Raw genomic sequence first — 21268 nt, forward strand, 5'->3', positions numbered from 1 at the left:
TGGATTATAATCATGAAGCAACAGATGAATCACACGTAAAAGGTGAGTGACGACTTGTGAATATTTGGAGGATACTGGACCTTGATCCTACCGAAGATATTTCGACGATAAAAAAAGCCTATGCGAAAAAGCTAAGGCTGCATCACCCGGAAGATGATCCAGAGGGCTACCAACAACTGCGAGAAGCATACGATCTGGCTATTAAAATGGCGAAGAAGGGGCAGGGAAAACCAAAGGCAGAAGTGACATCCATAGCCGATGCAGAACCCCCTGTACAACCGGAAGAGGATACCCCCATTCTCACTGTTCCACGTCGGCTGTCCTTTCAACATATTGACGCCGCACCAGATCGCCATGATTCGGTTGAACAGACAGACACTTTCATAGAAGAGGATACTCCCATTCTCACTGTTCCACGTCGGCTGTCCTTTCAACATATTGACGCCGCACCAGATCGCCATGATTCGGTTGAACAGACGGACACTTTCATAGAAGAGGATACTCCCATTCTCACTGTTCCACGTCGGCTGTCCTTTCAGCATATTGACGCCGCACCGGATCGCCATGATCCGGTTGAACAGCTAGACACTTTCATAGAAGAGGATACTCCCATTCTCACTGTTCCACGTCGGCTGTCCTTTCAGCATATTGACGCCACACCAGATCGCAATGATCCAATTGAACAGCTAGACAGTTTTATGGAGCAAGTAAAAGCTTTGTACAACGATTTCCCTTCCAGAATCAATCCTGAAAATTGGGCAAAGCTGCTCCGTTCTGACTTCGTGTGGAATATACATCTGAGAAGAATCGTCAGTGATCGCCTGTTTCACTTTCTACACGAGCACCACCATTTGCCCAAAAGCGTCTGGTTAATACTAGAGGATGTCTTTCAATGGCGGGAGCTTATTCAAGAGCCTTTTTATATGGACAAGCACTCGAAAAATTTTTGCCAATACTATCTGAAGCAGCTAGACGAGCCAGGATTGCGTTTTGATACTTTGCTTGCAGCTCCCCATCTCAATCGTGATCTATTTTTGTCTTACCGCGATGCAGCTTATCAAGCCTTGAAAGAAAATCAACTGGAGCAAGCAAGCAATTCACTTAACGCGGCTATTGCCTTATTTGCCGATGACCCCGAATTGCTTCGCTTTCAGGGAGAGTATTGCCAGCGAGTCGGTGACACGGCTGGTGCACTCGACGCTTATTCCCGAATCATCAGCATTCAACCAGACGATATCGACAGCTACCTGGCTCGAGCCTACATATGGTACCACGAACATCATGTCACCGAGGCTCAGAAGGAATGCGAGTACATCTTGTCTCAACTCCCAACCCATCCGGAAGCACTAAGCCTGCTCGGAAAGTGTCAGCTAAAGCTGGGTAATGAAGCTCAGGCAAAAGTCACATTTGAACAGCTGCTCGCAGCCAGTCCACACGATTACGAGGCGCTCATTTTGCTCACCCAGATTCGTGGAAGCATGCTGAAACAAGTCAAGAAGCTGCCAGCCAAAGAACGAAAGCATGCCTTGCAGCAATTGACTTCGGAGCTGGGAGAACGGAAAGAGTTGAATAAACAAATAAGGCCAGCCATTCATTTCCAAGTAGCCATAGCTACTGTGACACTTGCGCTCATCATGCTTTTTCAATCTCTTCTATACAACGCGTTTGTGGATCATACAAAATTAACTCCCATTTCATATATACAGCTTCACCAGAATGGACTGGTCAAATTATCTTCGCCAGAGGATTTAAAACAGATTGGACCCAACCAATTCGTTCAGGCCAAGTTAACGAATCTCCGTTTTCTGAAAATCTATCAGTATACGAAAACAGATAAAGACGGAAATAGCTACACGGCATACGAAAATTATTTGACGCTTAATGAAACCGGAGACATAGGAAAAGTTAATCCTTCAGGCTACGTAAAAATCGGCTACTTGGGGGATACACCCATCCTCGTCATTACGAAGTATAGTACGATCGAGATTGAAAAAACCGGAATCTTAGAATTTGAAATGGGCCAGGTAATGGATATACCTCCTAAGGTACTGACTGACACAAAGAAAATGTTACTGGATTTGGAACTGACTTCTTTGTTCGATTTCAACAAACTCAATCAAAATCAAATGATCGACGTAAGGTATATGACGATTCCGAACCCTCCGTTGGAGATTTATTTCTATGGACTGATTCTTTTGGTCTTGTGTCGGTTCTTCTTTGGTTCACTGTACAAGCTGTATATCATCACTCGAGTCTATTAACAAGGAGTGAACTTTTCATACATGTTCACATTCAAGCGTAAAAAGGAAAAACAATTTCACTTCTTTACTGGCAGTATGAATTCAGCTATTGCGATTGGGTCAGATACAGTCTACATCGAAATAAAAGATAACTATACCAAACGGGGAATAAGAGACGCCGCGAGTCAGAAAGAGAGACTATCGTGGATGCTAAAAGAAGGCGAGCGGAAAGAATTTGCCCGGCTTCAACATTTCCTATCAGCGTTATCAGAGTCAGGACGCGTGGAATATATCAACTCTCTGGAACCAGATCGGGATCGCGTCGGCAAGGCAAAGATCGTTCATTCCTATTTGCGAAGACTCCCAGATGAAGGTATTGCCGCCTATGATTATGCCTGGGTCTCCTACTTGAGTGGTACGAGATGGGAAGGCGGCTATATCAGCAAAGAGGAGGCTCGGCAGTTTAAGCTAGAGGCTGTGAGACAAGCGCAGCAAGCCTATAACAGCTGGAGCGAGTTTATCACGGGATATATCGCCGGCTATCAATTTATGACTACGCAAACATCGCTGGATCACCTGCGCCAAAATGATTGGAATTTTTCACGCTCCCTTGTTTCCAAACACTGCATGCTATCGAAATCTAACTGGCATACCGACTTTTCAAATTTTAGCTAATAAATAAAAGCTCTTCCCATTTTGGGTGAAGAGCTTTTTTACTTTCGTCCTACTTCTGCTTCTGTCCAACCAAACCAAAGAAAAACATATCCACCCATTGCTCCATACTCAGCGTTACTCGCTCACGATTCGATGCTTCCCAATGGCGTCCCAGCTCATTTTTGTACATCGTGAAGTACATCATCATCATTTCTTCTGTCAAATCACGCTGAATATAACCTTCCTGCTTCCCAAGCGCGACAAACCTCGTAAAAAAATGCCTGATTTTTTGCTCGTATTCGCTTTCGATTCGTTGCAGCAAACCACTGAGTTCAGAAAAGGGGGCGTTCTGAAGCTCGTCCGTGAGGGTATGCAAATTCTTGGCTTCCAACAGCATGATGTCCTTTGTCTTTTCAGGAAAAGAACTCCCCGAATCGAGAATCCTCTCGTACTGCTCCAACTGCTTGTCCATCCCGTTCATTAGCATGTCCGCGTAGAGCTGTTCTTTTGTCCCAAAGTAGTTATAAATGGTCGCCGGAGAAACCTTCGCGTTCTGCGCAATTTCATTTACGCTGACTTTTTGAAAGCCATGCTTGGAGAACAATTGAAAAGCGGCGCTGTATATTTGATCGATTTTGTTCTGTTTTCGTCGTTCGAATCCGTTCATCTTCTCCACCTCTTTTTGTAGTGTAGCTCAGGTTTTAGAGTAATTCAATGAATTCACTACAAAACGATTGAAATGGACTGACTTTGATAGTTATAATTGTTTTGTAGTGATTGAGTATATTTACTACATATTTTGAGGGGTAGGAGTGAATTTATCATGAAACAAATACGGATTCCCGCTTTTTTGCATGACGTCTTCGGTGAAAAGCAGAGCATTGGCTCGATCGCAGCCATCCTGCTGTTCGGCGGAGTTCTGACCACTGCTCTCTATTTGCGATTCCCAGAACTCACGGAGAGCTTGCCCATTTGGCGCAGCACGCTGGCATTGTTGCTTGTATTCGATATATTTTCTGGCTGTCTAGCGAATTTTACGATCTCCACCAGCAATTTTTATGCAGCACGTAAAAAAAATCGCCTCGTCTTCATTGCCATTCACGTCCATATCATCCTGGTTGCCCTTCTCTTACAACAAAACCTCGCGTATTCCATAGGAGTATGGGCTTATACGATTGTAGGGGCTTTTGTTGTGAATGCTCTTTTTGGGTATCGTTCGCAGTTGTTTGTTGCAGGCATTCTCCTGTCTGTTGGTCTTGGCTGCATACCATTGCTGCCGGGTATGCATCCGTTTCTGTTGATCACCTGCTTATTCTTTATGGTAAAAGTGTTATTTAGCTTTGCTGTCAATCATTATGGGAAAGTAATCGACGACACAGGTACAGAAAAATGAAGACTTTCTACCGCATTTCCAAACTCACAAAGTCGGATAAACCCGCATTCGTATCCCTCATGAGCAGGGCATTTTCGCGTGATCCTTTCTTTTTGCACGTATTTGGGGATTCAGAGCTCGATCATACAGCAAGAAAAAGCGTTACAGCCTTTCTATCTTTTCTGTTTGATAAGAGCTTTCTGTTTCACGAGGAAGTGTGGGGCATTTTTGACGAAGACAGCTTGCTCGGCACTTACGTCGTTGAGAAGCCACAAACAAACAAGCATTCGAATATAAAAGGGGGATTCCTGTTAATCGGTAGATTGATCCCGTTAGTATTTCAACTTCCTGGAAAAACGCTGATACTCCTTAATTCCTATATGCGTATCACACGTTCTGCCGCTCCTCCCTGGAAGCATCACTACCTCATTATGATTGGCGTAAAACCGGAGACTCAGGGCAAGGGAGTCGGCAAAACCCTAATGCAACACCTGTTTCAAACCATAAAGGAGGACCACGAATCGCAGGGAATCGCGCTGGATACGGAAAAGGAAGAGAATGTCGGTTTGTATCAAAAGCTCGGATTTACGTTACAAGAACAAACCAAAATCGATGATGTCCCTGTGTATTGTATGGTCTATCAAAAAAATCGATAGAATGACGGATACATGCTGCCGCCACTTCGCATTATGTTACAATTATTGTAAGAAATATGTACATCGATGGAAGCGAGTTGATCTTATGAAAAAGAAAGTGATCCTGGCTGGCGGCACTGGCTTTATCGGCAAGTATCTGACAGACAAATTCAATCAACTTGGCTACGAAGTAAGGGTCATCGCAAGAACTTCCCCACATATAACGTGGGACAATCACGCAAAAATAGTGGAAGCTTTGGAAGATTCCGAGCTGCTCATCAACCTGGCGGGCAAATCCGTCAACTGTCGTTACCATGAGAAGAACAAAAAAGAAATCCTGAAATCTCGGACAGAGACCACTCACATACTCGGCAATGCTGTTTTGGCTTGCAAAAACCCGCCCTCGCTCTGGCTCAATTCCAGCACAGCCACCATTTATAGGCATGCGGAGGATCGTCCCATGACGGAAGCGAGCGGGGAGATTGGGACAGGCTTTTCTGTTGATGTTGCCAAGCAATGGGAAGCTGCTTTCTTTTCCTTTGACTTGCCGCATACGAGACAAGTTGCCTTACGCATGGCGATCGTGCTGGGCGAAAACGGTGGGGTTATCGATCCATACAAAAATCTCGTTCGCTTTGGGCTCGGGGGTGTACAAGGGTCTGGGAACCAGCGTTTTAGCTGGATTCATGTCGAAGATATCTTCCAGATCATTCTCTTTTTGAAAGAACGAACGGACCTAAGCGGCGTATTCAATTGTTCGTCTCCCCATCCCGTCACAAACCGTGAATTCATGCAGCATTTTCGCAATGTAATGAATCGGAGCTTCGGACTGCCCTCTCCCAAATGGATGCTGGAAATGGGGGCCATGATGATCGGGACGGAAACAGAGCTTGTGCTAAAAAGCCGCTGGGTCATTCCAGAAAGGCTGGAGCGTGAAGGGTACCAGTTTCGCTTTGCCCATATCGATAAGACGCTACAGGATATCGTGAAATGACCGACAAGCCTTACATGAACTATGTTCTTCACGCAAAAAGTAGAGGCGTTCCATTTATCGTCGAGCCCCATCTCGTAGCCGAAATGGGGCAAACGGAAACCTGGATGACCTTTTTTAAAGACACAAAAGAGAATACACATGCCTTCGTGAGTGAAGTACAAGGAGAGACCGTTTAATTCTGAACGGTCTCTTTTTTATTCCTAACAAGAAGAAAAGCCTCCGAATGCTCGGAGGTTCCTATCTAGCCTTTCACCGTAGCAATCGGCGCCACTTCGGCCACAATCTCAGCCATCCCATGATCCACATGCGACTGAATCACCGGAGTAATATCTTTATAGGCATACGGCGCCTCTTTTTTCAGCTCTTCTTCCCATTTCTTCAAAATATCGCTCCGTCCACGCAAGTCCGCCCGCTTCGGGTCAATCGGATTGATCACGCGGAAGTTGGCAAGAAACTCGCGAAATCGGTCATCATCCACTTTCACAGCATCGCCGCGAGAAAGCGCACGACCTGCTCCATGACTTGCGCTAAACAGGCTATCCCGATTGCCGAGCCCTGCCAAAATAAAGCTGTGCGAGCCCATGGAACCAGGGATAAACACAGGTTCGCCCGTATACTGAAACGGCGTGCCCATCATTTGCTCGGCCGATTTCGCCGTACACGATCCTTTTCGATGCAAAAATCCGCCCACCTGGTCGAGCTGTTCTTCCCACAAATAATTATGAGGTGCATCGTACAACAGCCTGTGTTCAAAATCGCCCAGCACATCGGAAATCGATTTGTACATCATCAGCCCCAGCATCAATCGATTGGCAAATGCAAAGTTCGCCGCATTGTGCAGGAGACTCCAAAACATTTTCCACTGTGGAAGGGAACGCTCCGAGAGAGGCAGTGGATACATGCCGTTATCCGGATGCTTCAAGGACGTCGGGTACATCTTTTTCAGCATCTCTTTGATCCATGCCCCGCTGTTATAACCAATGGAAACAGACCCAGTATGAATCATGAGGACGACTTGCCCTTCCTTCAGCCCCCACTGACTGGCGATAGAGCCCTGGTGCACTTTTTTGACCACCTGAATCTCAAAAAAATGATTCCCGCCGCCAAGCGAGCCGATTTGTGCATCCCGGGAAAGCTCGGCAGGACCGAGAAAGTCATCGAGGCCAATCGTCGATTCCGCGATAAAAGACCCCATTTTATTGACATGGTTCAAATCCAGCTCCTGCTGCTTCTCGTTGTAATAACGCCAAATTCCCTCGCCATTCGCTTCCTTATGGCTGTCCAGTATGCCGATCAGGCCTTCCTTGAACATTTTCTCGCGCATATTCCGCGTCATGGGAATATTGCGACCCCCTTCAAAAAAAACATGGCGCACATTCCTTTCAATGGCATCCAGATTTGTGCGAATCTGTTCCTCGTGCAAATCCGTGACATACAGACGCATCCCGCAGTTAATGTCGTTGCCAATCGCTTGCGGCAGTACAAACCCACGTGTAAACAGCGTCGTGCCTACTGGGATGCCGCTTCCTTTGTGAAAATCGGGCGTAATGGCCACTTCCAAAACCCCGGTATTCGGATCGTCAAAATAATCGGGTGAATGCTTTTGCAGCGTTTCAATTGTTTCATTCACCTCTAAAAGTCGATGAAGCTCCTCTACCGCATTGTTTTCTACTTTTACTTCCGGATTGATGAAATATTTGATCGGCGTGTTGCTCAAAAGAAGACCACCTTTATTCGTTTTATAGGAACGTATGTTCTTTGTTTTTCAATAGAAAAAGCCGCTTTCATGCTCATTTCTTCCTTCCTGGATGAAAAAATGCAGCATGGTATCGCAGCCTTTACGCTTGAGGCTATTCAGTTATCGTAGGGGCGTTATCCGCAGTCTATAGGAAACGGAGTTGGCTCACCCTTAAACAGCGCAATTGCGTAAAAGGCACACCTATGGAGTTGGATTTTATCGCTACATGGTTTGTTTCAGGCTTGATTACGTATGCGAACATGTTTAATCCTCCTCCTTTCGTTTCTTGCTCACGATCTTACCATTGGATAAATTTTACTGTCAAGCCCCCGGATTATCGAGGGCCCGAGTGATCTTTTCCTTTTACATCGAATCTAATTCGCCTTCCATAAACTTGATCAGATACACCTCTGGCTGCTCAAGGAACTCCGTAAAACTGCACAAGTCCGCATACTCCTTATGCTCCTCATCATAGCAGCCGATGCTCCCTTTTTTCTTCGGATTCCACACGAGATGCAGATGGGAGTAGTTGTCGATTTCGGCAGACAAACGCAGCAGCTTTTGCCGTCCGATTTTCATTTCAATCGTATCGGTCAATGTGAAAAAGTCGATGTACTCAATGCTATAATCATTGTCCGCCAGCTCAAGACGCAGCTCTTCTCCGGTAAGGAAGCCCATCAGTTCTTCGGTCAGTTTATATTTTTGCAGCTCGTACTTTCTGTTCTCCACATCATGCAGCTCGGCAGGTTCCAGCGATTTCAAATACGCAGCCAACTCCGTATCTTTATTGCTGACCGCGATGGTATAAGGCCGCTCTCCACCCTTTTCCGCAACCATAACGTCCGCACCGCGTTCAACCAAATACTTAACCATGGCGATATTCCCCATGCGCGTGGCAACTGTTAATGGGGTCGCTTGATACGGATACACCATATCCGGTTTGTTGTAATTGATGTCCACCCCATGATCGAGCAAGTAGGCCGTGGTCTTAAGGTCATGATCCGACACGGCTTGACGCAATACATCGCCGCCATGCAGTCTTATATCTAGTCCCAGCTCTTGAATGAGCGGGATGTTCTTTTTGTTGCCGTAGTAAGCCTCCGAATATGCGCCGGAGCGCACCTGATTGACCATGTCTAGCTTGGCTCCTTGCGCTGCAACATAACGAACGAGCTCTTCCTTGCCATAACGTACGGCCTTCAAAAAAGCCGGTTTATTTTTGACATTCAGATTAACGCCATGCTCTACCAGCAGCTTAACAACTTCTAGTTTCTCCGATACAAGTGCCAGATCTAACGGGCTTATCGTCGTATATTTGCTAAGCACGATGCCCTTTTCTATATCCCAGCCTGCCGCAATCGCATCTTGCAAAGCCGGGACATTTCCTTGATAAATATGCATCGCGATTTCTGGCAGCTCTTCGAAACTCCCGATATCTTTCAACTTGATCATCGATTATCCTCTCCTGACCTATGTCTTATGAAAAATATAGAAAATAAATTGGCAAAAAACAACAAATTTCTACTATATCCCCCTTAATTAGATTGAAAGTGCAGTAGATTTTTGTCAATTTTTGACGAATTTACCCGATAAAAAGCTTTTTCTCAATAAAAGGAGTAATCTTACGAGAAGAGAAATACTTATGCAAATCGTCTTATACATATTTTTTTAAGGAGAGTGGACTGATGAAGAAGATGCGTACTCTCGCTTCTCTTACGCTTGCAGCATCACTCATGCTGAGTGGCCTTCCTTACAATGCACTGGCAGCGGCGGAGTTTAGTGAACAGGATTGGGAAAAAGTAAACGAGTATACCAATGCGGAAGTAGAGATTGGCTCCGAAGTCTCGAAAATCTCCCCCCTGCTGAACACCAGTTCTAGCAAAAACGTCAGTGTCATTATTGAACTGCAAAGTGAACCTTCCATCACAGCTAAACACAGTGAAGGTTCAGAATCTTCCGTTAGATCATTGCGAGCGAAAGTAGAGGATGAACAAGCCTCCTTCCTCGATGAAGCAAAAGACAACAAGGTCAAATTGAAGGTAAAGCGCAAGTTTGAGCATGTATTCAACGGAATGGAAGTAACGGTGTCAGCCGACGAGTTGGAAGAGCTGGCTGCACTGCCACAGGTGAAACGCATTTATCAAAATACGTATTATGAGCTTCCCGAAATTGATGCCGTCAGCGAGAAAGCATCGTCCACCAAATGGGATCAGGCCCCTCTCCAACAAATTGGCGTGCTCGATATGTGGAAGGAAGGTTTGACAGGGAAAGGATTGAAGGTCGGCGTCATCGATACGGGTGTCGATTACAAGCACCCTGATCTCAAGGATGCTTATAAAGGCGGATATGACTCCTTCGACAATGACAAAGATCCTTATGAACAAGCGCCAATCCCTGTGGAAGAGGACCGCGATGGAAAAGGATATGAAGGCTCCAGCCATGGAACTCACGTATCCGGCACGATCGTAGGACGCGCCAAAAACAAAACCTCAGATGTACAGGTAAAAGGGGTTGCCTACGGTGCAGACCTCTACGTCTACCGCGTATTGGGCCGAGGCGGCGGTAGCTCCGCTCAGGTCATCGACGGTATTGAAAAAGCGGTGAAAGACGGCATGGACGTCATTAACCTGTCGCTTGGCTCCGCTTTGGAAAAGGACTCTGACTCCCCAGATGCCATCGCTGTAAATAACGCGGTGCTGTCTGGTGTGATTACGGTTGTATCGGGTGGGAATTCGGCCGACGATGAGCGCGGCAGACATTACTACACCGCTGGCTCCCCTTCTGGTGCGAGGCTGCCGATCACAGTTGCAGCGGTAGACTCCCCTACCGTGCAATATGACGGCTCAGCAACCTCTTCCTTCGGAGCTAATTACGAATTCCCTGTGATGGCATGGCAAGTCAGAAAGGATAACTTCGCCTCCATCATTGGAACCAAACCGCTGCCAGTCGTCTATGCCAACCTTGGCTCTCGCAGCGATTTTGAAAAGGCAAATGTAAAAGGCAAAGTCGCTCTCGTTTCCCGCGGTTCTCTCAGCTTCACGGAAAAAATCGAAAACGCCCGAAAAGCTGGTGCTGTCGCTATCGTGGTCTTTAACGGTAACGACGTCGACGGGGATGGCGTAGCTGACCTGGATATCCGTGATCGCGAGGGCTACGTCAGCACGATCCTGGGTGACCAGATCGAAGCAATCCCTACCTTTGACATGAAGGGTCTGGAAGGCCGTACACTGGCAAAAGAGCTGCTGGCTAACCTTGAAAAAGCAAAAACACTGACGTTCACGTTCTCAGAAAAATACCCAAGCACAAATGACCCGGGCGACCGCATCGCCGGATTTAGCTCACGCGGTCCAATCATGGGCGACGATTACAGCATCAAGCCGAATCTGGCTGCGCCAGGTGTAGCCGTTCTGTCCAGCTATCCATCTTGGAGCAAGCTGATCCCTGACGCCAAGTACGACAAGGCATACGCTCGTCTAAACGGTACAAGCATGGCGGCTCCGCACGTTTCCGGTCTTGCCCTGCTGATGAAACAGGCACATCCGGACTGGACACCTGCCGATATCAAGGCAGCGCTCGCGAATACCTCAAAACCACTGTACAGCCCAGATGGCACACTGTACGATGTGTACTCCCAAGGTGCAGGCCGCGTAAACGGCCATGCCGCGTCGAAAACACCTGCTGTTCTGACAACAGTAGAGCAGCTCACCATTTTGGGCGAAGATTTTGAACCGAAGACCATTCCGTATTATGCGGATAACGTTTCCTTTGGCTTGCTGAAGGCTGGTAGCAATACCGTTACGAAAACACTCCAGCTGAAAAACCTGTCCAAAAAGGATGTTTCTTACGATGCAAAAGTGATCATGCATCCATCCGTCACGACAGATCCGTACAAGCCAGGCTCTAAAACGCCAGATGTGGATGACATCGATGCGGAAATTTCTGACAATTCTATCTCCGCTAAAAAAGGCGATGCGACCACATTTGAGCTCAACCTGTCCGTTGACTCCGATGCAAAAGACGGCGTGTATGAAGGGGAAGTCCTGCTGACAGCGAAAGGAAACCCTGACCTGCGCCTGCCGTTTGCTGTACACGTGGGAGACAAGCGTGAGGATACCAACTTTGGTTTCGACAACCTGAAGCTCTCCGATACGACAATCACGCCTGATGGCGATGGCAATGAGGATTCGTTCACACTCGAAGCCGAGCTGCAAGCCAAAGACGTGAACCAGATCTCTGTTGAGGCATGGAACTTGGACGATAAATACGTCGGTACACTCGCATCCGTGTTCAACAATTACGCGTTGATCGCGCCAGGCCCTATCACCTTCTCTAATCTCGATGGTACCTACTATGATGGTGGCCAAGTAGCGAAGAAGCTCGATCCAGGCAAATACAAGCTGAAGCTCGTCGGTCGAGTCGTTGACCAAAGCAAGCCGAAGGGTGAACAGATTGTAAAAGAATACGAGGCTTGGAAATCCTTCATGATTAAGGCATCTAATAAAAACGCGGTCTTGTCCAAGGTTGTAGAAGAAGCCGAGGAGCAATTCGAGTTTGAGGTTGCGAACATTACAGAGCTGGATCAACCAGTGCTTGCCCTGCCGGAAGAGAGCGATGATGTGACTTATCAGGTGACGAAGAGCTCTGATGAGGCGCTTATCGACGATGAGGGGATTTTGAAGGAGCTGCCTGCCGAAGGTGAAGAGACCGTTACGCTGTATGTGACGATTACTTCTAAGGAAGATGAGTCGGTTACGCGGACTGTGAAGGTGGATGTGACATTAGAGGCGGTAGTAGAGTAGTGTTGGTTAACGTTTTTAGATGAATGAAGGCTCCGCCACACATCATGGCGGAGCCTTATCATTTTGCCAACTATACCGTCCATTACAGCTTGTTTAAAATTTCCTCTTTGATAAAGGCTCTGATCTCTTCGCCGCTCTCCAGGATGAGGACGTGTTGAGCTGTTTCCTGTAGCGACTTGTAATCCAGCTTTCTCAGCAAATCGCGGGCCCGGAGAACGGAAGTGGCACTCATGCTGAATTCATCCAGTCCCAGCCCGAGCAGAATCGGGATCGCCAATTCCTCCCCGGCCATTTCTCCGCACATGCCCACCCATTTACCTTCCTGATGGGCCGCCTTGATTACCTGATTCACCAGCCGTAAAATGGCGGGATGGTACGGATCGTACAAGTAGGCGACCTGCTCGTTCATCCTGTCCGCTGCCATCACATACTGAATCAAATCATTGGTCCCGATGCTGAAGAAATCGGCTTCCTTGGCGAGCTGGTCCGCGATCATCGCGGCAGCTGGCACCTCGATCATGATTCCTACTTCCAAATGATCGTTAAACAAAATGCTTAAGTTGCGCAGCTCTGCCTTCACTTCGTCCAGGATCTGGTTCGCTCGACGAAGCTCGGCTATAGTGGCGATCATTGGATACATGATTTTGATATTGCCGTATATGCTTGCCCGGAGCAAAGCGCGTAACTGCGTCTTAAACAGTTCCACGCGGTCCAGGCAAAGCCGGATGGCTCGATAGCCTAGAAACGGATTCAATTCTTTCGGCAGATCGAGGTAGGAAAGCTCCTTGTCCCCGCCGATGTCCAATGTTCGAATGACAACTGGTCGATCCTTGCCCATGGTTTCTGCAACTGCTTTGTAAGCCGCAAACTGCTCTTCTTCCGTAGGGAACTGCTCCCGCCCCATATAGAGAAATTCGGTACGAAACAGTCCGATCCCCTCGGCGCCATTTTCAACGGCCTGCACGGCGTCCCGCGGATTCCCGATGTTGGCTGCCAATTCCACGCGGTGCCCATCGGCGGTAACACTTTCTTCATGAACCAGACGAGCCCAGTCCTCTTTTTGTTTCCAGTAGGCCTGCTGCTTGGCTTCATAGGCTGCGACGACAGCTTCGTCCGGTCGAATGTGTACCTCGCCCTCAAGGCCGTCGACGATGACCAGATCCCCGGTTCGCAGCTGCTCTGTAATGTCCGACATTCCTACCACCGCCGGGATTTCCATGGTGCGTGCCATGATGGCGGAGTGAGACGTGCGGCCGCCTATATTCGTTGCAAATCCTTTTACCTTTTCCCTGTCCAACTGTGCCGTATCGGATGGCGTCAGATCGTGTACAACCAGCACCACCGGCTCAGTGAAATCCGCTTGCAACTGATCGTGTATGCCGAGCAGATTCTTCAGCAGACGCTGGCTGACATCGCGCAAATCCGCCGCCCGCTCCCGCATATACTCGTCGTCCATGCTTTCAAAAATGGCGACAAAGCTGTCACGAACCTCCTCCAGAGCTGCTTCCGCATTCACTCTTTCGCATTCCAGCTTCTCCTCAATGGCACCAATAAACTCCGGGTCCTGCAAAAAAAGCTGGTGGGCTTCAAAGATTCTCGCTTCTTCTTCGCCCATCTCGTGGCGGACCTTCTTCTTGACTTGCTCGAGCTCCAGATCTGCCGCTCTCACACTTTCCCGAAATCGCGCAAGTTCTGCGGCCACCTCATCTTGGTCAAGAATGCGTCGTTCATACCGAACCATCTCTTCCTTTTGTACAACAGCTCGTCCAATCACGATTCCGGGAGCTGCAGCGATCCCTTTTTGCAGCATTACAATCGCTCCTTATCGAAGCCGCACCCCTGGTGTCCAGAGGGGGCTTCCTGTCATGTTACCCGTGAACTGACATGAGCAATTTGCCAAGCTCCTCCATTGCTTGCTCTGCCTGTTCTCCAGTGATTTCAAGGGTGATTTGCTCCCCCAACTTCGCACCCAGTGTCATCAAGCCCATGATGCTTTTGCCATTGATCTTTTTCGTGCCCTTGATCACGTTTACTTCACAAGGAAACGAGGTAGCCTTTTGTACGAATAACGTTGCCGGACGGGCGTGCAGTCCAGTCGGATTTTGAATGGTGAAAGTTTTGGTCAACATCTGGTTCCAGCTCCTTTTACTCTACCGCATCTTTTTTCAGAACTTTTAGCATGAGTGCCGTAACCATTGTTCCGGCAAGAATGGAAACAAGGTAAAGCGGCCAGTTGCCGATTACCGGCAAAACGAATATTCCGCCATGAGGGGCTGGCAATGTGCACCCAAACAGCATCGATAACCCGCCAGCTACGGCAGAGCCAACTACGAGCGAAGGAATGACGCGTGTCGGATCAGCCGCCGCAAACGGGATCGCCCCCTCCGTAATGAAGGATGCTCCCAGGACGTAAGCAGTTTTACCCGCCTGCCGCTCTTCCGTGGTAAATTTCTTCTTGAACAACGTCGTCGCCAAAGCGATTCCGAGCGGTGGAGTCATCCCTGCCGCCATAATGGCTGCGTGAGGGGTATAATTTCCATCAGCAATCATCGCAATCCCAAACGTAAATGCTGCTTTATTGACAGGTCCACCCATGTCAAAGGCCATCATTGCACCCAAAATCACACCAAGGATGACGGCGTTACCAGTGCCCATGTTTTTCAACCAGTCAACCAGCGCCGTATTGGCGGCAGCGATTGGGTCAGATACTACGTACACCATGACAAAGCCTGTAAGCAAAATCCCAAACAGCGGATACAACAGCATCGGCTTGATACCTTCTAACGATTCGGGTAGTCCAGCCAACACTTTTTTCAATCCGACCACAATATATCCGGCCAGGAACCCTGCGATGATTCCTCCGAGGAACCCCGAGCCGGAAGTAGCCGCCAACAAGCCTCCTACCATACCGGGAGCAAAACCCGGGCGGTCAGCGATGCTCTTGGCGATAAACCCGGCCAATACCGGGATCATCAGCTTGAACGCAGTTCCTCCACCGATATCCATCAGGACTTTAGCCAGCGGATGGAAGGACGGATCGTTTGGATCAAACGCCTTGATCCCAAACATAAAGCTTAGCGCAATGATAATCCCGCCACCCACGACAAACGGGAGCATGTTGGATACACCGTTCATCAGGTGCTTGTAAAAAGCAGGCTGCTTCGCTTTTTTCTCCGCCTTTGCTTCTTGGATATCGTCCTGATAGCTGGTCCCGCCTCCGCGGTAAATGCTTCCCTTTTGCTCTACTGCGCGCTGAAGCAGTTCTTCGGTATTGCGTATCCCTTCCGCAACCGGCACTTCAATCACGATCTTGCCAGCAAAGCGTTCCATCTCCACTTGCTTGTCAGCAGCTACAATCACCGCTGTCGCTTCCTCAATATCCTGCAAAGAAAGCTTGTTTTTCACACCCCCGGAACCGTTCGTCTCTACCTTGATGGCAATTCCCAGCTCTGCTGCTTTTTTCTTCAGCGCATCGGCGGCCATGTACGTATGGGCGATCCCGGTCGGGCAAGCGGTTACCGCAACTACTTTTATCGGCTGTTTCTTTGAGGTCTCTTGTCTTTCCTGTTGCTCTTCTAGCTCCTTGCTCTCTACAACGCTTTCATTTTCGCCCTGGATTTCTTTTTCTTTGCGCGTGATAATCTCGAGAACCTGTTCCTTGGTTTCTGCGCGCGTCAGCTCCTGACGAAATGCATCATCCATAAGCATCTGAGAAAGCAATGCCAATGTTTCGAGATGGGCCTGGTTGGCGTTCTCAGTAGCCGCAATCATGAAGAAAAGATATGCTTTTTGGTTATCCAACGAGTCAAAATCAACACCCTCTTTGGAAAAACCGTACGCAATGCTAGGAGTTTTGACCGCTGCTGTCTTGGCATGCGGGATGGCGATTCCTTCTCCAATTCCGGTGGAGCCTTGTGCCTCGCGAGCGAGAATGGCCTGCTTCATTTCTTCCTTGCTGTTGAGCCGTCCAGCTTCGTCCAATTTTTCAATTAACTCATCTAAGACCGCTTCCTTGGAGGAAGCAGACAGAGGGAAAAGAATCGTTTCAGCTTTTAACAAATCGGCAATGCGAATCTCGTTATTCATCGTTGAACCCCCTTTATCAAATGGCGGTTATTGTGATTTCCGGAAGAAATGCTTTTATCTTTTCATGTGTACAGAAGCCTTCCGACAGGGCAGTCGTGCTCCCCGCAGCGACAGCAAAACGAAACGCCGCTTCCGTATCCAATCCCTGCCTATAGCCATAAAGGAAACCGGCAACCATCGAGTCTCCGGCACCAATTGAATTGACTGGTTTGCGCTGCGGAATCTGGGCGACATAGGCCGCTTGCCGATTGACAAATACAGCACCCTGACCAGCCATCGACACGATGACGTTTTGTGCCCCCATTTGCAAAGACTTACGCGCCATGTCGATCGCCTCTGCTGGTGTGGCAATCGTCACCCCAAACAGTTCCCCCAACTCATGATGATTGGGCTTGATGAGAAACGGCTCTTCCGACAAACCGGTTTCAAGCGCTTTCCCCTTTGCATCGAGGAAGATACGTACGCCCTTGCCACGCAGCCGCTTCATGATCGTCTGGTACATATCAGACGGCAAGCTTTTCGGCACGCTTCCCGCGAGTACCAGATAATCGCCGCTCTGCAAGCTGTCGATCTGTTGCATCAGCCTTTGGAGCGCTTCCTCCGGGATGTCCGGTGAGACTCCGCTGATATCCGTTTCGGTCTGCGCCTTTATTTTTAAATTGATTCTGGAATCCTGTCCGATTTGGATCAAGTTATGAGAGATGTCGGCTTGCTCGATCTGCTGTTGAATAAACGCTCCCGTAAACCCACCGACAAACCCCAGCGCCGTGCTGTTTTCCCCGAGTACGCGGAGAACCTTTGATACATTTATGCCTTTTCCGCCAGCGACCTTCCACTCTTTTTGCGCCTGATGAATGGTTCCTTGCGACAGAGCAGTGATCCACAAGTGGAAGTCAATCGATGGGTTCAGGGTTACTGTGTAAATCATGCTTTCACCACTTTAAGAGTTGATAATCTGCCGTAAACTTGTTGTTCCTCTTCGCTCAAACCGTCATCCGTGATTACCGTGATGCCTTGCAGGTCTCCCACTTTGGCAAAGGTGACCCTGGAAAACTTGTCAGAGTCGGTCAAGACAAATCGCTCGTCAGAAAATTGCAAGGCCAGTTGCTTGACGTATGCCTCATCCGGGTCAGGTGTGGTCAGACCGTGATGCTGGTCAATGCCGTTGGTCCCGAGAAAGCATTTGTCGAATCGGTATTGACTGAGCGCAGTGATCGCATCACGCCCCACCATCGACAGTGTAGCCGCTTTCAATTCTCCGCCCAGCAGGATCGTCCTGATATTTCGCTTGATAAGCTGAAGGGCAATGTCCACCCCGTTGGTAACGACCATGATATTTTCGTAAGGTAAATAGGGCAGCATCTGATACGTCGTAGTTCCCGCATCGATGAAAATAGAGTCGTGTGGTTTTATCAAACTGGCGGCATATTTGGCGATCGCCAGTTTCTCCCGCTCATGTTTGACCGATTTTTCCAGAATCGTCGGCTCTTCGATTTTGCTCTGTAGCACAGACGCCCCTCCGTGCACGCGTTTAAGCAAGCGCTGTTCTTCCAATTCGCTTAAATCTCGCCGGATCGTCGATTCCGATGCCCCAGTCGCTTCCACAAGCTCATGAATGCGCACAATATCTTTTTCTTTCACTAAAGCTACTATCAGTTGATGACGTTCAGGGGTTAGCATCGTTATCCTCCCTTCTCCTAGTTGCACCAGGATTGATTTTGATTATACATCCAAATTCAATCAAAAACAATCATTAATAGTCACAATCAATCAGGGATCGTTCACTCCTTCGGATAATAGACAAAGCCACCCCAAATCATCGGAGTGGCTTCCATATGAATCTATGCATAAACTTAGCTTGCCGAATGAACGCGGTCCTGACTTACTCTGCTTCCATTTTTTCAAGGACAAGCTCTATCGATTTCTCCTTGATGTGGGGGAAATCACTGATGATCCAGTGAGGAACGACATATACATGATTGTTTTTGACTGCTTTTAACTGCTGCCATACAGCGCTGTTAGTCAACTCTTGGAATCTTTTATCGGATTCTTCGTCTGGACCCTTGGCTGGATTTCCGATCTGAATGAAAATATGATCTGGATTCAGCTCCGGCAATTTTTCCATAGAAATAACTTCAAACTTTTTTATAGCTTCCACTTGCGGCAGCGGCTTCAATCCCAAATCGCGGGCAATCGTCGCGCCAAACAGTTGATTCGGCCCGTGAACCCGATATTCTTTTGCCATGACCCGCATGTAGAGCACAGTTTCATCTTTGCCAACTTTTTTCGCCAGCTTTTTCTTGGCTTCCTCGGCTTTTTGATCATAGCGTGCCAACCATGTGTCAGCTTCCTTTTCCTTGCCAAGCATGCTCGCTAATTCACGGAAAGCAAGTCGCCAATCATCCTGGTCTGGTAAAATGATTGTGGGAGCTATTTTCGATGCGTCGTCATAAATTTTAGCATGGACTTCCCTTCCTATGATCAAATCAGGTTCTGCCTCCAGAATCGCTTCCAGATTCGGGTCATCTCCCAGATTTTTCACGCCTTCAAACGGGTTCCCCTCCATGTATTCCAAGTTCGTTTCTCCCTGGTAGGATGCCATGGCATAGGGCTTGATACCAAGAGCGTAAAGAGAGTCAGCCAGCCGATAATCAAGCACTGCAATTTTCCTTGGCTCCCCTTTTATCGTCGTTTTTCCGGAATAATGTTCAATGACCCGCTGTGCAGATGATTGATTGTTACCGGCCGTAGACATTTGTTCCTGGCTAGCACCGCAGCCGGTGAGGAACAAGCAGCTTGCCAGAATGAAAGAAAGTGCTGCGAACAAATTAGTGCTATTCTTTTTCATAAATCAGTGTCTCCCATTCCTATTCTCTTTTTGGTAATGATAATCATTTTCATTATATCGTAGCACAGTATAGTATATTTATTTCTTTTTATTTTTTCAAGCTTTTCATCCTTGCTCTGCTTTCCTCTTGAATTTTGTCCTTTAGCCTCCTATGAAAAAAAGAACCTCCAATCCAAAAACGGATCGAAGGTTCACTGTAAGATTGCTATTAACTAATTAACTATAAGCCAGTTCCTTTTTACTTAGACCCAGCGCCTCGTCTGTCGAACGTTGAATCTCGTGGAGAAGCTCTTGGTTTTGCATGAGTGACACGCCATAAGAAGGAATCATTTCTTTGATTTTCGGTTCCCACTCTGCCATACGTTGTGGGAAGCATTTTTCTAATACCTCAAGCATAACCTGAACAGCTGTAGAAGCACCTGGAGATGCGCCGAGCAATGCAGCTACGGAGCCATCAGCAGCACTAACCACTTCTGTACCAAATTGAAGGGTACCTTTTCCGGCTGGTGTATCCTTAATAACTTGCACGCGTTGGCCTGCTACCACGATACCCCAATCCTCGCTTTTCGCATTCGGAATGAACTCCCGTAGTTCTTCCATACGCTTTTCATGCGATAGCATAACTTGCTCGATCAGGTATTTGGTCAATGCCATTTCTTTTACGCCTGCCGCCAACATCGTGATGACGTTGTTCGGCTTTACGGAAGTGATCAAATCCATATTGGACCCTGTTTTTAAGAACTTTGGCGAGAATCCCGCAAAAGGTCCAAACAGCAAGGATTTTTTGTTGTCGATGAATCTGGTATCCAGATGCGGTACCGACATTGGAGGAGCGCCAACCTTTGCTTTACCGTACACTTTTGCATGGTGCTGCTCAACCACTTCCTGATTTTTACAAACCATGAACAATCCGCTTACCGGGAAACCACCGATATGTTTGGACTCTGGAATACCGGTTTTTTGGAGCAGATGCAAGCTTCCGCCGCCACCGCCGATAAAGACGAATTTGGCAATATGCTCTTCGATGTTACCAGTGCCCATATTGTACACTTTCAATTTCCACATGCCGTCGCTCGTACGTTTGATATCCTCAACAGCATGTTTGTAGTTAATCGCGACGTCTTTCGTCTTCAGATAATCAAACAACATACGTGTCAAAGCACCAAAATTGACATCCGTACCAGAGTCGATTTTGGTTGCAGCTATTGGTTCATTCGATGCGCGGCCTTCCATGATGAGCGGAATCCATTCCTTCAGTTTTTCAGGGTCATCGGAGTACTCCATCCCTTGAAAGAGAGGATTATTTGCCAGCGCTTCAAAACGCTTCTTCAAAAAGCTTACATTCTTTTCACCTTGCACCATACTCATATGAGGTATTGGCATGATGAAGTCTTGCGGATTTTGGATGAGATTGTTTTTTACAAGGTAAGCCCAGAATTGTCTGGACAGCTGAAAATGTTCATTGATTTTAATCGCTTTGCTAATATCTATAGACCCGTCAGCTTTCTCGGATGTATAGTTCAGCTCACAGAGTGCCGCGTGGCCAGTACCCGCATTATTCCATTCGTTCGAGCTTTCCTCGCCTGCTTTTGCGAGTTTCTCAAAAACTTTGATTTCCAACTCCGGTGCCAATTCTTTTAGTAATGCTCCCAGAGTCGCGCTCATGACACCTGCACCAATCAAAATAACGTCTGTTTTTTGCTGTATGGAGCTCATATTACCCTTCCTTATCTACTGTTTTTGTAAAAAAGAAGTAGTAGCTCCTTGCCCCGTTGCAAGACGCTACGAAAACATCTTACCTTTCACAACTATAACTATATCATAGAAATTATTTATTGATTCAATTATCTATTATAATTAGAGGATTAATAACTATTTAATGTTGGTAAAACAGGGAGGATT

General features: G+C 47.6%; 17 protein-coding genes. 7 read left to right on the forward strand and 10 right to left on the reverse strand.

Features of this window, described 5'->3' with window-relative positions:
• The first annotated feature begins 56 nt into the window (after positions 1–56).
• Both ACUUHJ_RS30985 and ACUUHJ_RS30990 read left to right on the forward strand, forming a co-directional pair.
• Positions 57–2261: a J domain-containing protein gene (locus ACUUHJ_RS30985; protein ID WP_289675278.1), complete on the forward strand. Its 2205-nt coding sequence runs from the start codon at positions 57–59 to the stop codon at positions 2259–2261.
• 21 nt (positions 2262–2282) lie between these two features.
• Positions 2283–2915: a DUF1266 domain-containing protein gene (locus ACUUHJ_RS30990; protein WP_289675280.1), complete on the forward strand. Its 633-nt coding sequence runs from the start codon at positions 2283–2285 to the stop codon at positions 2913–2915.
• 49 nt (positions 2916–2964) lie between these two features.
• Here ACUUHJ_RS30990 and ACUUHJ_RS30995 read toward each other — a convergent pair whose 3' ends face one another.
• A complete protein-coding gene (locus tag ACUUHJ_RS30995; RefSeq protein WP_289675281.1) occupies positions 2965–3561 on the reverse strand; it encodes a TetR/AcrR family transcriptional regulator in 597 nt (198 codons plus the stop codon).
• A gap of 156 nt (positions 3562–3717) precedes the next feature.
• Between ACUUHJ_RS30995 and ACUUHJ_RS31000 the strand changes: the two genes are divergently transcribed.
• The 4 genes from ACUUHJ_RS31000 (at position 3718) to ACUUHJ_RS31015 (ending at position 6071) form a co-directional block, all read left to right on the forward strand.
• Positions 3718–4287, forward strand: coding sequence for a hypothetical protein (locus ACUUHJ_RS31000; RefSeq protein ID WP_472300967.1), 570 nt, complete (start codon positions 3718–3720; stop codon positions 4285–4287).
• On the forward strand, positions 4284–4922 hold the full coding sequence (locus tag ACUUHJ_RS31005; RefSeq protein ID WP_289675284.1) for a GNAT family N-acetyltransferase: 639 nt from the start codon (positions 4284–4286) through the stop codon (positions 4920–4922). The genes ACUUHJ_RS31000 and ACUUHJ_RS31005 overlap by 4 nt, the downstream gene beginning before the upstream one ends.
• 85 nt (positions 4923–5007) lie before the next feature.
• The gene (locus ACUUHJ_RS31010; RefSeq protein ID WP_472300968.1) at positions 5008–5895 is read left to right on the forward strand and encodes a TIGR01777 family oxidoreductase; all 888 of its coding nucleotides are present in this window, start codon (positions 5008–5010) and stop codon (positions 5893–5895) included.
• Positions 5892–6071 carry a VOC family protein gene (locus tag ACUUHJ_RS31015; RefSeq protein WP_472300970.1) on the forward strand — a complete coding sequence of 60 codons (180 nt, stop codon included), beginning with the start codon at positions 5892–5894 and terminating at the stop codon, positions 6069–6071. The genes ACUUHJ_RS31010 and ACUUHJ_RS31015 overlap by 4 nt, the downstream gene beginning before the upstream one ends.
• A gap of 65 nt (positions 6072–6136) precedes the next feature.
• Here the strand turns inward: ACUUHJ_RS31015 and ACUUHJ_RS31020 are convergent, their stop codons facing one another.
• Together ACUUHJ_RS31020 and ACUUHJ_RS31025 are read right to left on the reverse strand one after the other, a co-directional pair.
• The gene (locus ACUUHJ_RS31020) at positions 6137–7612 is read right to left on the reverse strand and encodes an RtcB family protein (protein ID WP_289675286.1); all 1476 of its coding nucleotides are present in this window, start codon (positions 7610–7612) and stop codon (positions 6137–6139) included.
• A gap of 384 nt (positions 7613–7996) precedes the next feature.
• Positions 7997–9085 carry an ankyrin repeat domain-containing protein gene (locus tag ACUUHJ_RS31025; protein WP_472300971.1) on the reverse strand — a complete coding sequence of 363 codons (1089 nt, stop codon included), beginning with the start codon at positions 9083–9085 and terminating at the stop codon, positions 7997–7999.
• Positions 9086–9318: 233 nt separating this feature from the next.
• Here ACUUHJ_RS31025 and ACUUHJ_RS31030 point away from each other — a divergent pair, with 233 nt between their 5' ends.
• Positions 9319–12432, forward strand: coding sequence for a S8 family serine peptidase (locus ACUUHJ_RS31030; RefSeq protein ID WP_472300972.1), 3114 nt, complete (start codon positions 9319–9321; stop codon positions 12430–12432).
• Between the two features lie 82 nt (positions 12433–12514).
• Here the strand turns inward: ACUUHJ_RS31030 and ptsP are convergent, their stop codons facing one another.
• The 7 genes from ptsP to ACUUHJ_RS31065 form a co-directional block, all read right to left on the reverse strand.
• Positions 12515–14242 carry a phosphoenolpyruvate--protein phosphotransferase gene (gene ptsP, locus ACUUHJ_RS31035; protein WP_472300974.1) on the reverse strand — a complete coding sequence of 576 codons (1728 nt, stop codon included), beginning with the start codon at positions 14240–14242 and terminating at the stop codon, positions 12515–12517.
• Positions 14243–14300: 58 nt separating this feature from the next.
• Positions 14301–14561 (reverse strand): HPr family phosphocarrier protein, encoded by a 261-nt coding sequence (locus tag ACUUHJ_RS31040; RefSeq protein ID WP_015894000.1) that lies wholly within the window; start codon positions 14559–14561, stop codon positions 14301–14303.
• 16 nt (positions 14562–14577) lie between these two features.
• On the reverse strand, positions 14578–16518 hold the full coding sequence (locus ACUUHJ_RS31045) for a PTS fructose transporter subunit IIABC (RefSeq protein WP_472300975.1): 1941 nt from the start codon (positions 16516–16518) through the stop codon (positions 14578–14580).
• Positions 16519–16534: 16 nt separating this feature from the next.
• A complete protein-coding gene (gene pfkB / locus ACUUHJ_RS31050; RefSeq protein ID WP_289675293.1) occupies positions 16535–17446 on the reverse strand; it encodes a 1-phosphofructokinase in 912 nt (303 codons plus the stop codon).
• Positions 17443–18198 carry a DeoR/GlpR family DNA-binding transcription regulator gene (locus ACUUHJ_RS31055; RefSeq protein WP_142497324.1) on the reverse strand — a complete coding sequence of 252 codons (756 nt, stop codon included), beginning with the start codon at positions 18196–18198 and terminating at the stop codon, positions 17443–17445. Before ACUUHJ_RS31055 ends, pfkB begins: the two co-directional genes overlap by 4 nt.
• Before the next feature lie 202 nt (positions 18199–18400).
• A complete protein-coding gene (locus ACUUHJ_RS31060; RefSeq protein ID WP_472300976.1) occupies positions 18401–19366 on the reverse strand; it encodes an ABC transporter substrate-binding protein in 966 nt (321 codons plus the stop codon).
• A gap of 216 nt (positions 19367–19582) precedes the next feature.
• The gene (locus ACUUHJ_RS31065) at positions 19583–21082 is read right to left on the reverse strand and encodes a malate:quinone oxidoreductase (RefSeq protein WP_289675295.1); all 1500 of its coding nucleotides are present in this window, start codon (positions 21080–21082) and stop codon (positions 19583–19585) included.
• Positions 21083–21268 lie beyond the last annotated feature (186 nt).

The organism is Brevibacillus schisleri (genome assembly GCF_055685845.1).

Bases quoted from the DNA above. Each gene is read 5' to 3' on its own strand.
- ACUUHJ_RS30990 (WP_289675280.1), top strand. From the start codon at position 2,283: ATGTTCACATTCAAGCGTAAAAAGGAAAAACAATTTCACTTCTTTACT.
- ACUUHJ_RS30995 (WP_289675281.1), bottom strand. From the start codon at position 3,561: ATGAACGGATTCGAACGACGAAAACAGAACAAAATCGATCAAATATAC.
- ACUUHJ_RS31000 (WP_472300967.1), top strand. From the start codon at position 3,718: ATGAAACAAATACGGATTCCCGCTTTTTTGCATGACGTCTTCGGTGAA.
- ACUUHJ_RS31005 (WP_289675284.1), top strand. From the start codon at position 4,284: ATGAAGACTTTCTACCGCATTTCCAAACTCACAAAGTCGGATAAACCC.
- ACUUHJ_RS31010 (WP_472300968.1), top strand. From the start codon at position 5,008: ATGAAAAAGAAAGTGATCCTGGCTGGCGGCACTGGCTTTATCGGCAAG.
- ACUUHJ_RS31015 (WP_472300970.1), top strand. From the start codon at position 5,892: ATGACCGACAAGCCTTACATGAACTATGTTCTTCACGCAAAAAGTAGA.
- ACUUHJ_RS31025 (WP_472300971.1), bottom strand. From the start codon at position 9,085: ATGATCAAGTTGAAAGATATCGGGAGTTTCGAAGAGCTGCCAGAAATC.
- ACUUHJ_RS31030 (WP_472300972.1), top strand. From the start codon at position 9,319: ATGAAGAAGATGCGTACTCTCGCTTCTCTTACGCTTGCAGCATCACTC.
- ptsP (WP_472300974.1), bottom strand. From the start codon at position 14,242: ATGCTGCAAAAAGGGATCGCTGCAGCTCCCGGAATCGTGATTGGACGA.
- ACUUHJ_RS31040 (WP_015894000.1), bottom strand. From the start codon at position 14,561: ATGTTGACCAAAACTTTCACCATTCAAAATCCGACTGGACTGCACGCC.
- ACUUHJ_RS31045 (WP_472300975.1), bottom strand. From the start codon at position 16,518: ATGAATAACGAGATTCGCATTGCCGATTTGTTAAAAGCTGAAACGATT.
- pfkB (WP_289675293.1), bottom strand. From the start codon at position 17,446: ATGATTTACACAGTAACCCTGAACCCATCGATTGACTTCCACTTGTGG.
- ACUUHJ_RS31055 (WP_142497324.1), bottom strand. From the start codon at position 18,198: ATGCTAACCCCTGAACGTCATCAACTGATAGTAGCTTTAGTGAAAGAA.
- ACUUHJ_RS31060 (WP_472300976.1), bottom strand. From the start codon at position 19,366: ATGAAAAAGAATAGCACTAATTTGTTCGCAGCACTTTCTTTCATTCTG.
- ACUUHJ_RS31065 (WP_289675295.1), bottom strand. From the start codon at position 21,082: ATGAGCTCCATACAGCAAAAAACAGACGTTATTTTGATTGGTGCAGGT.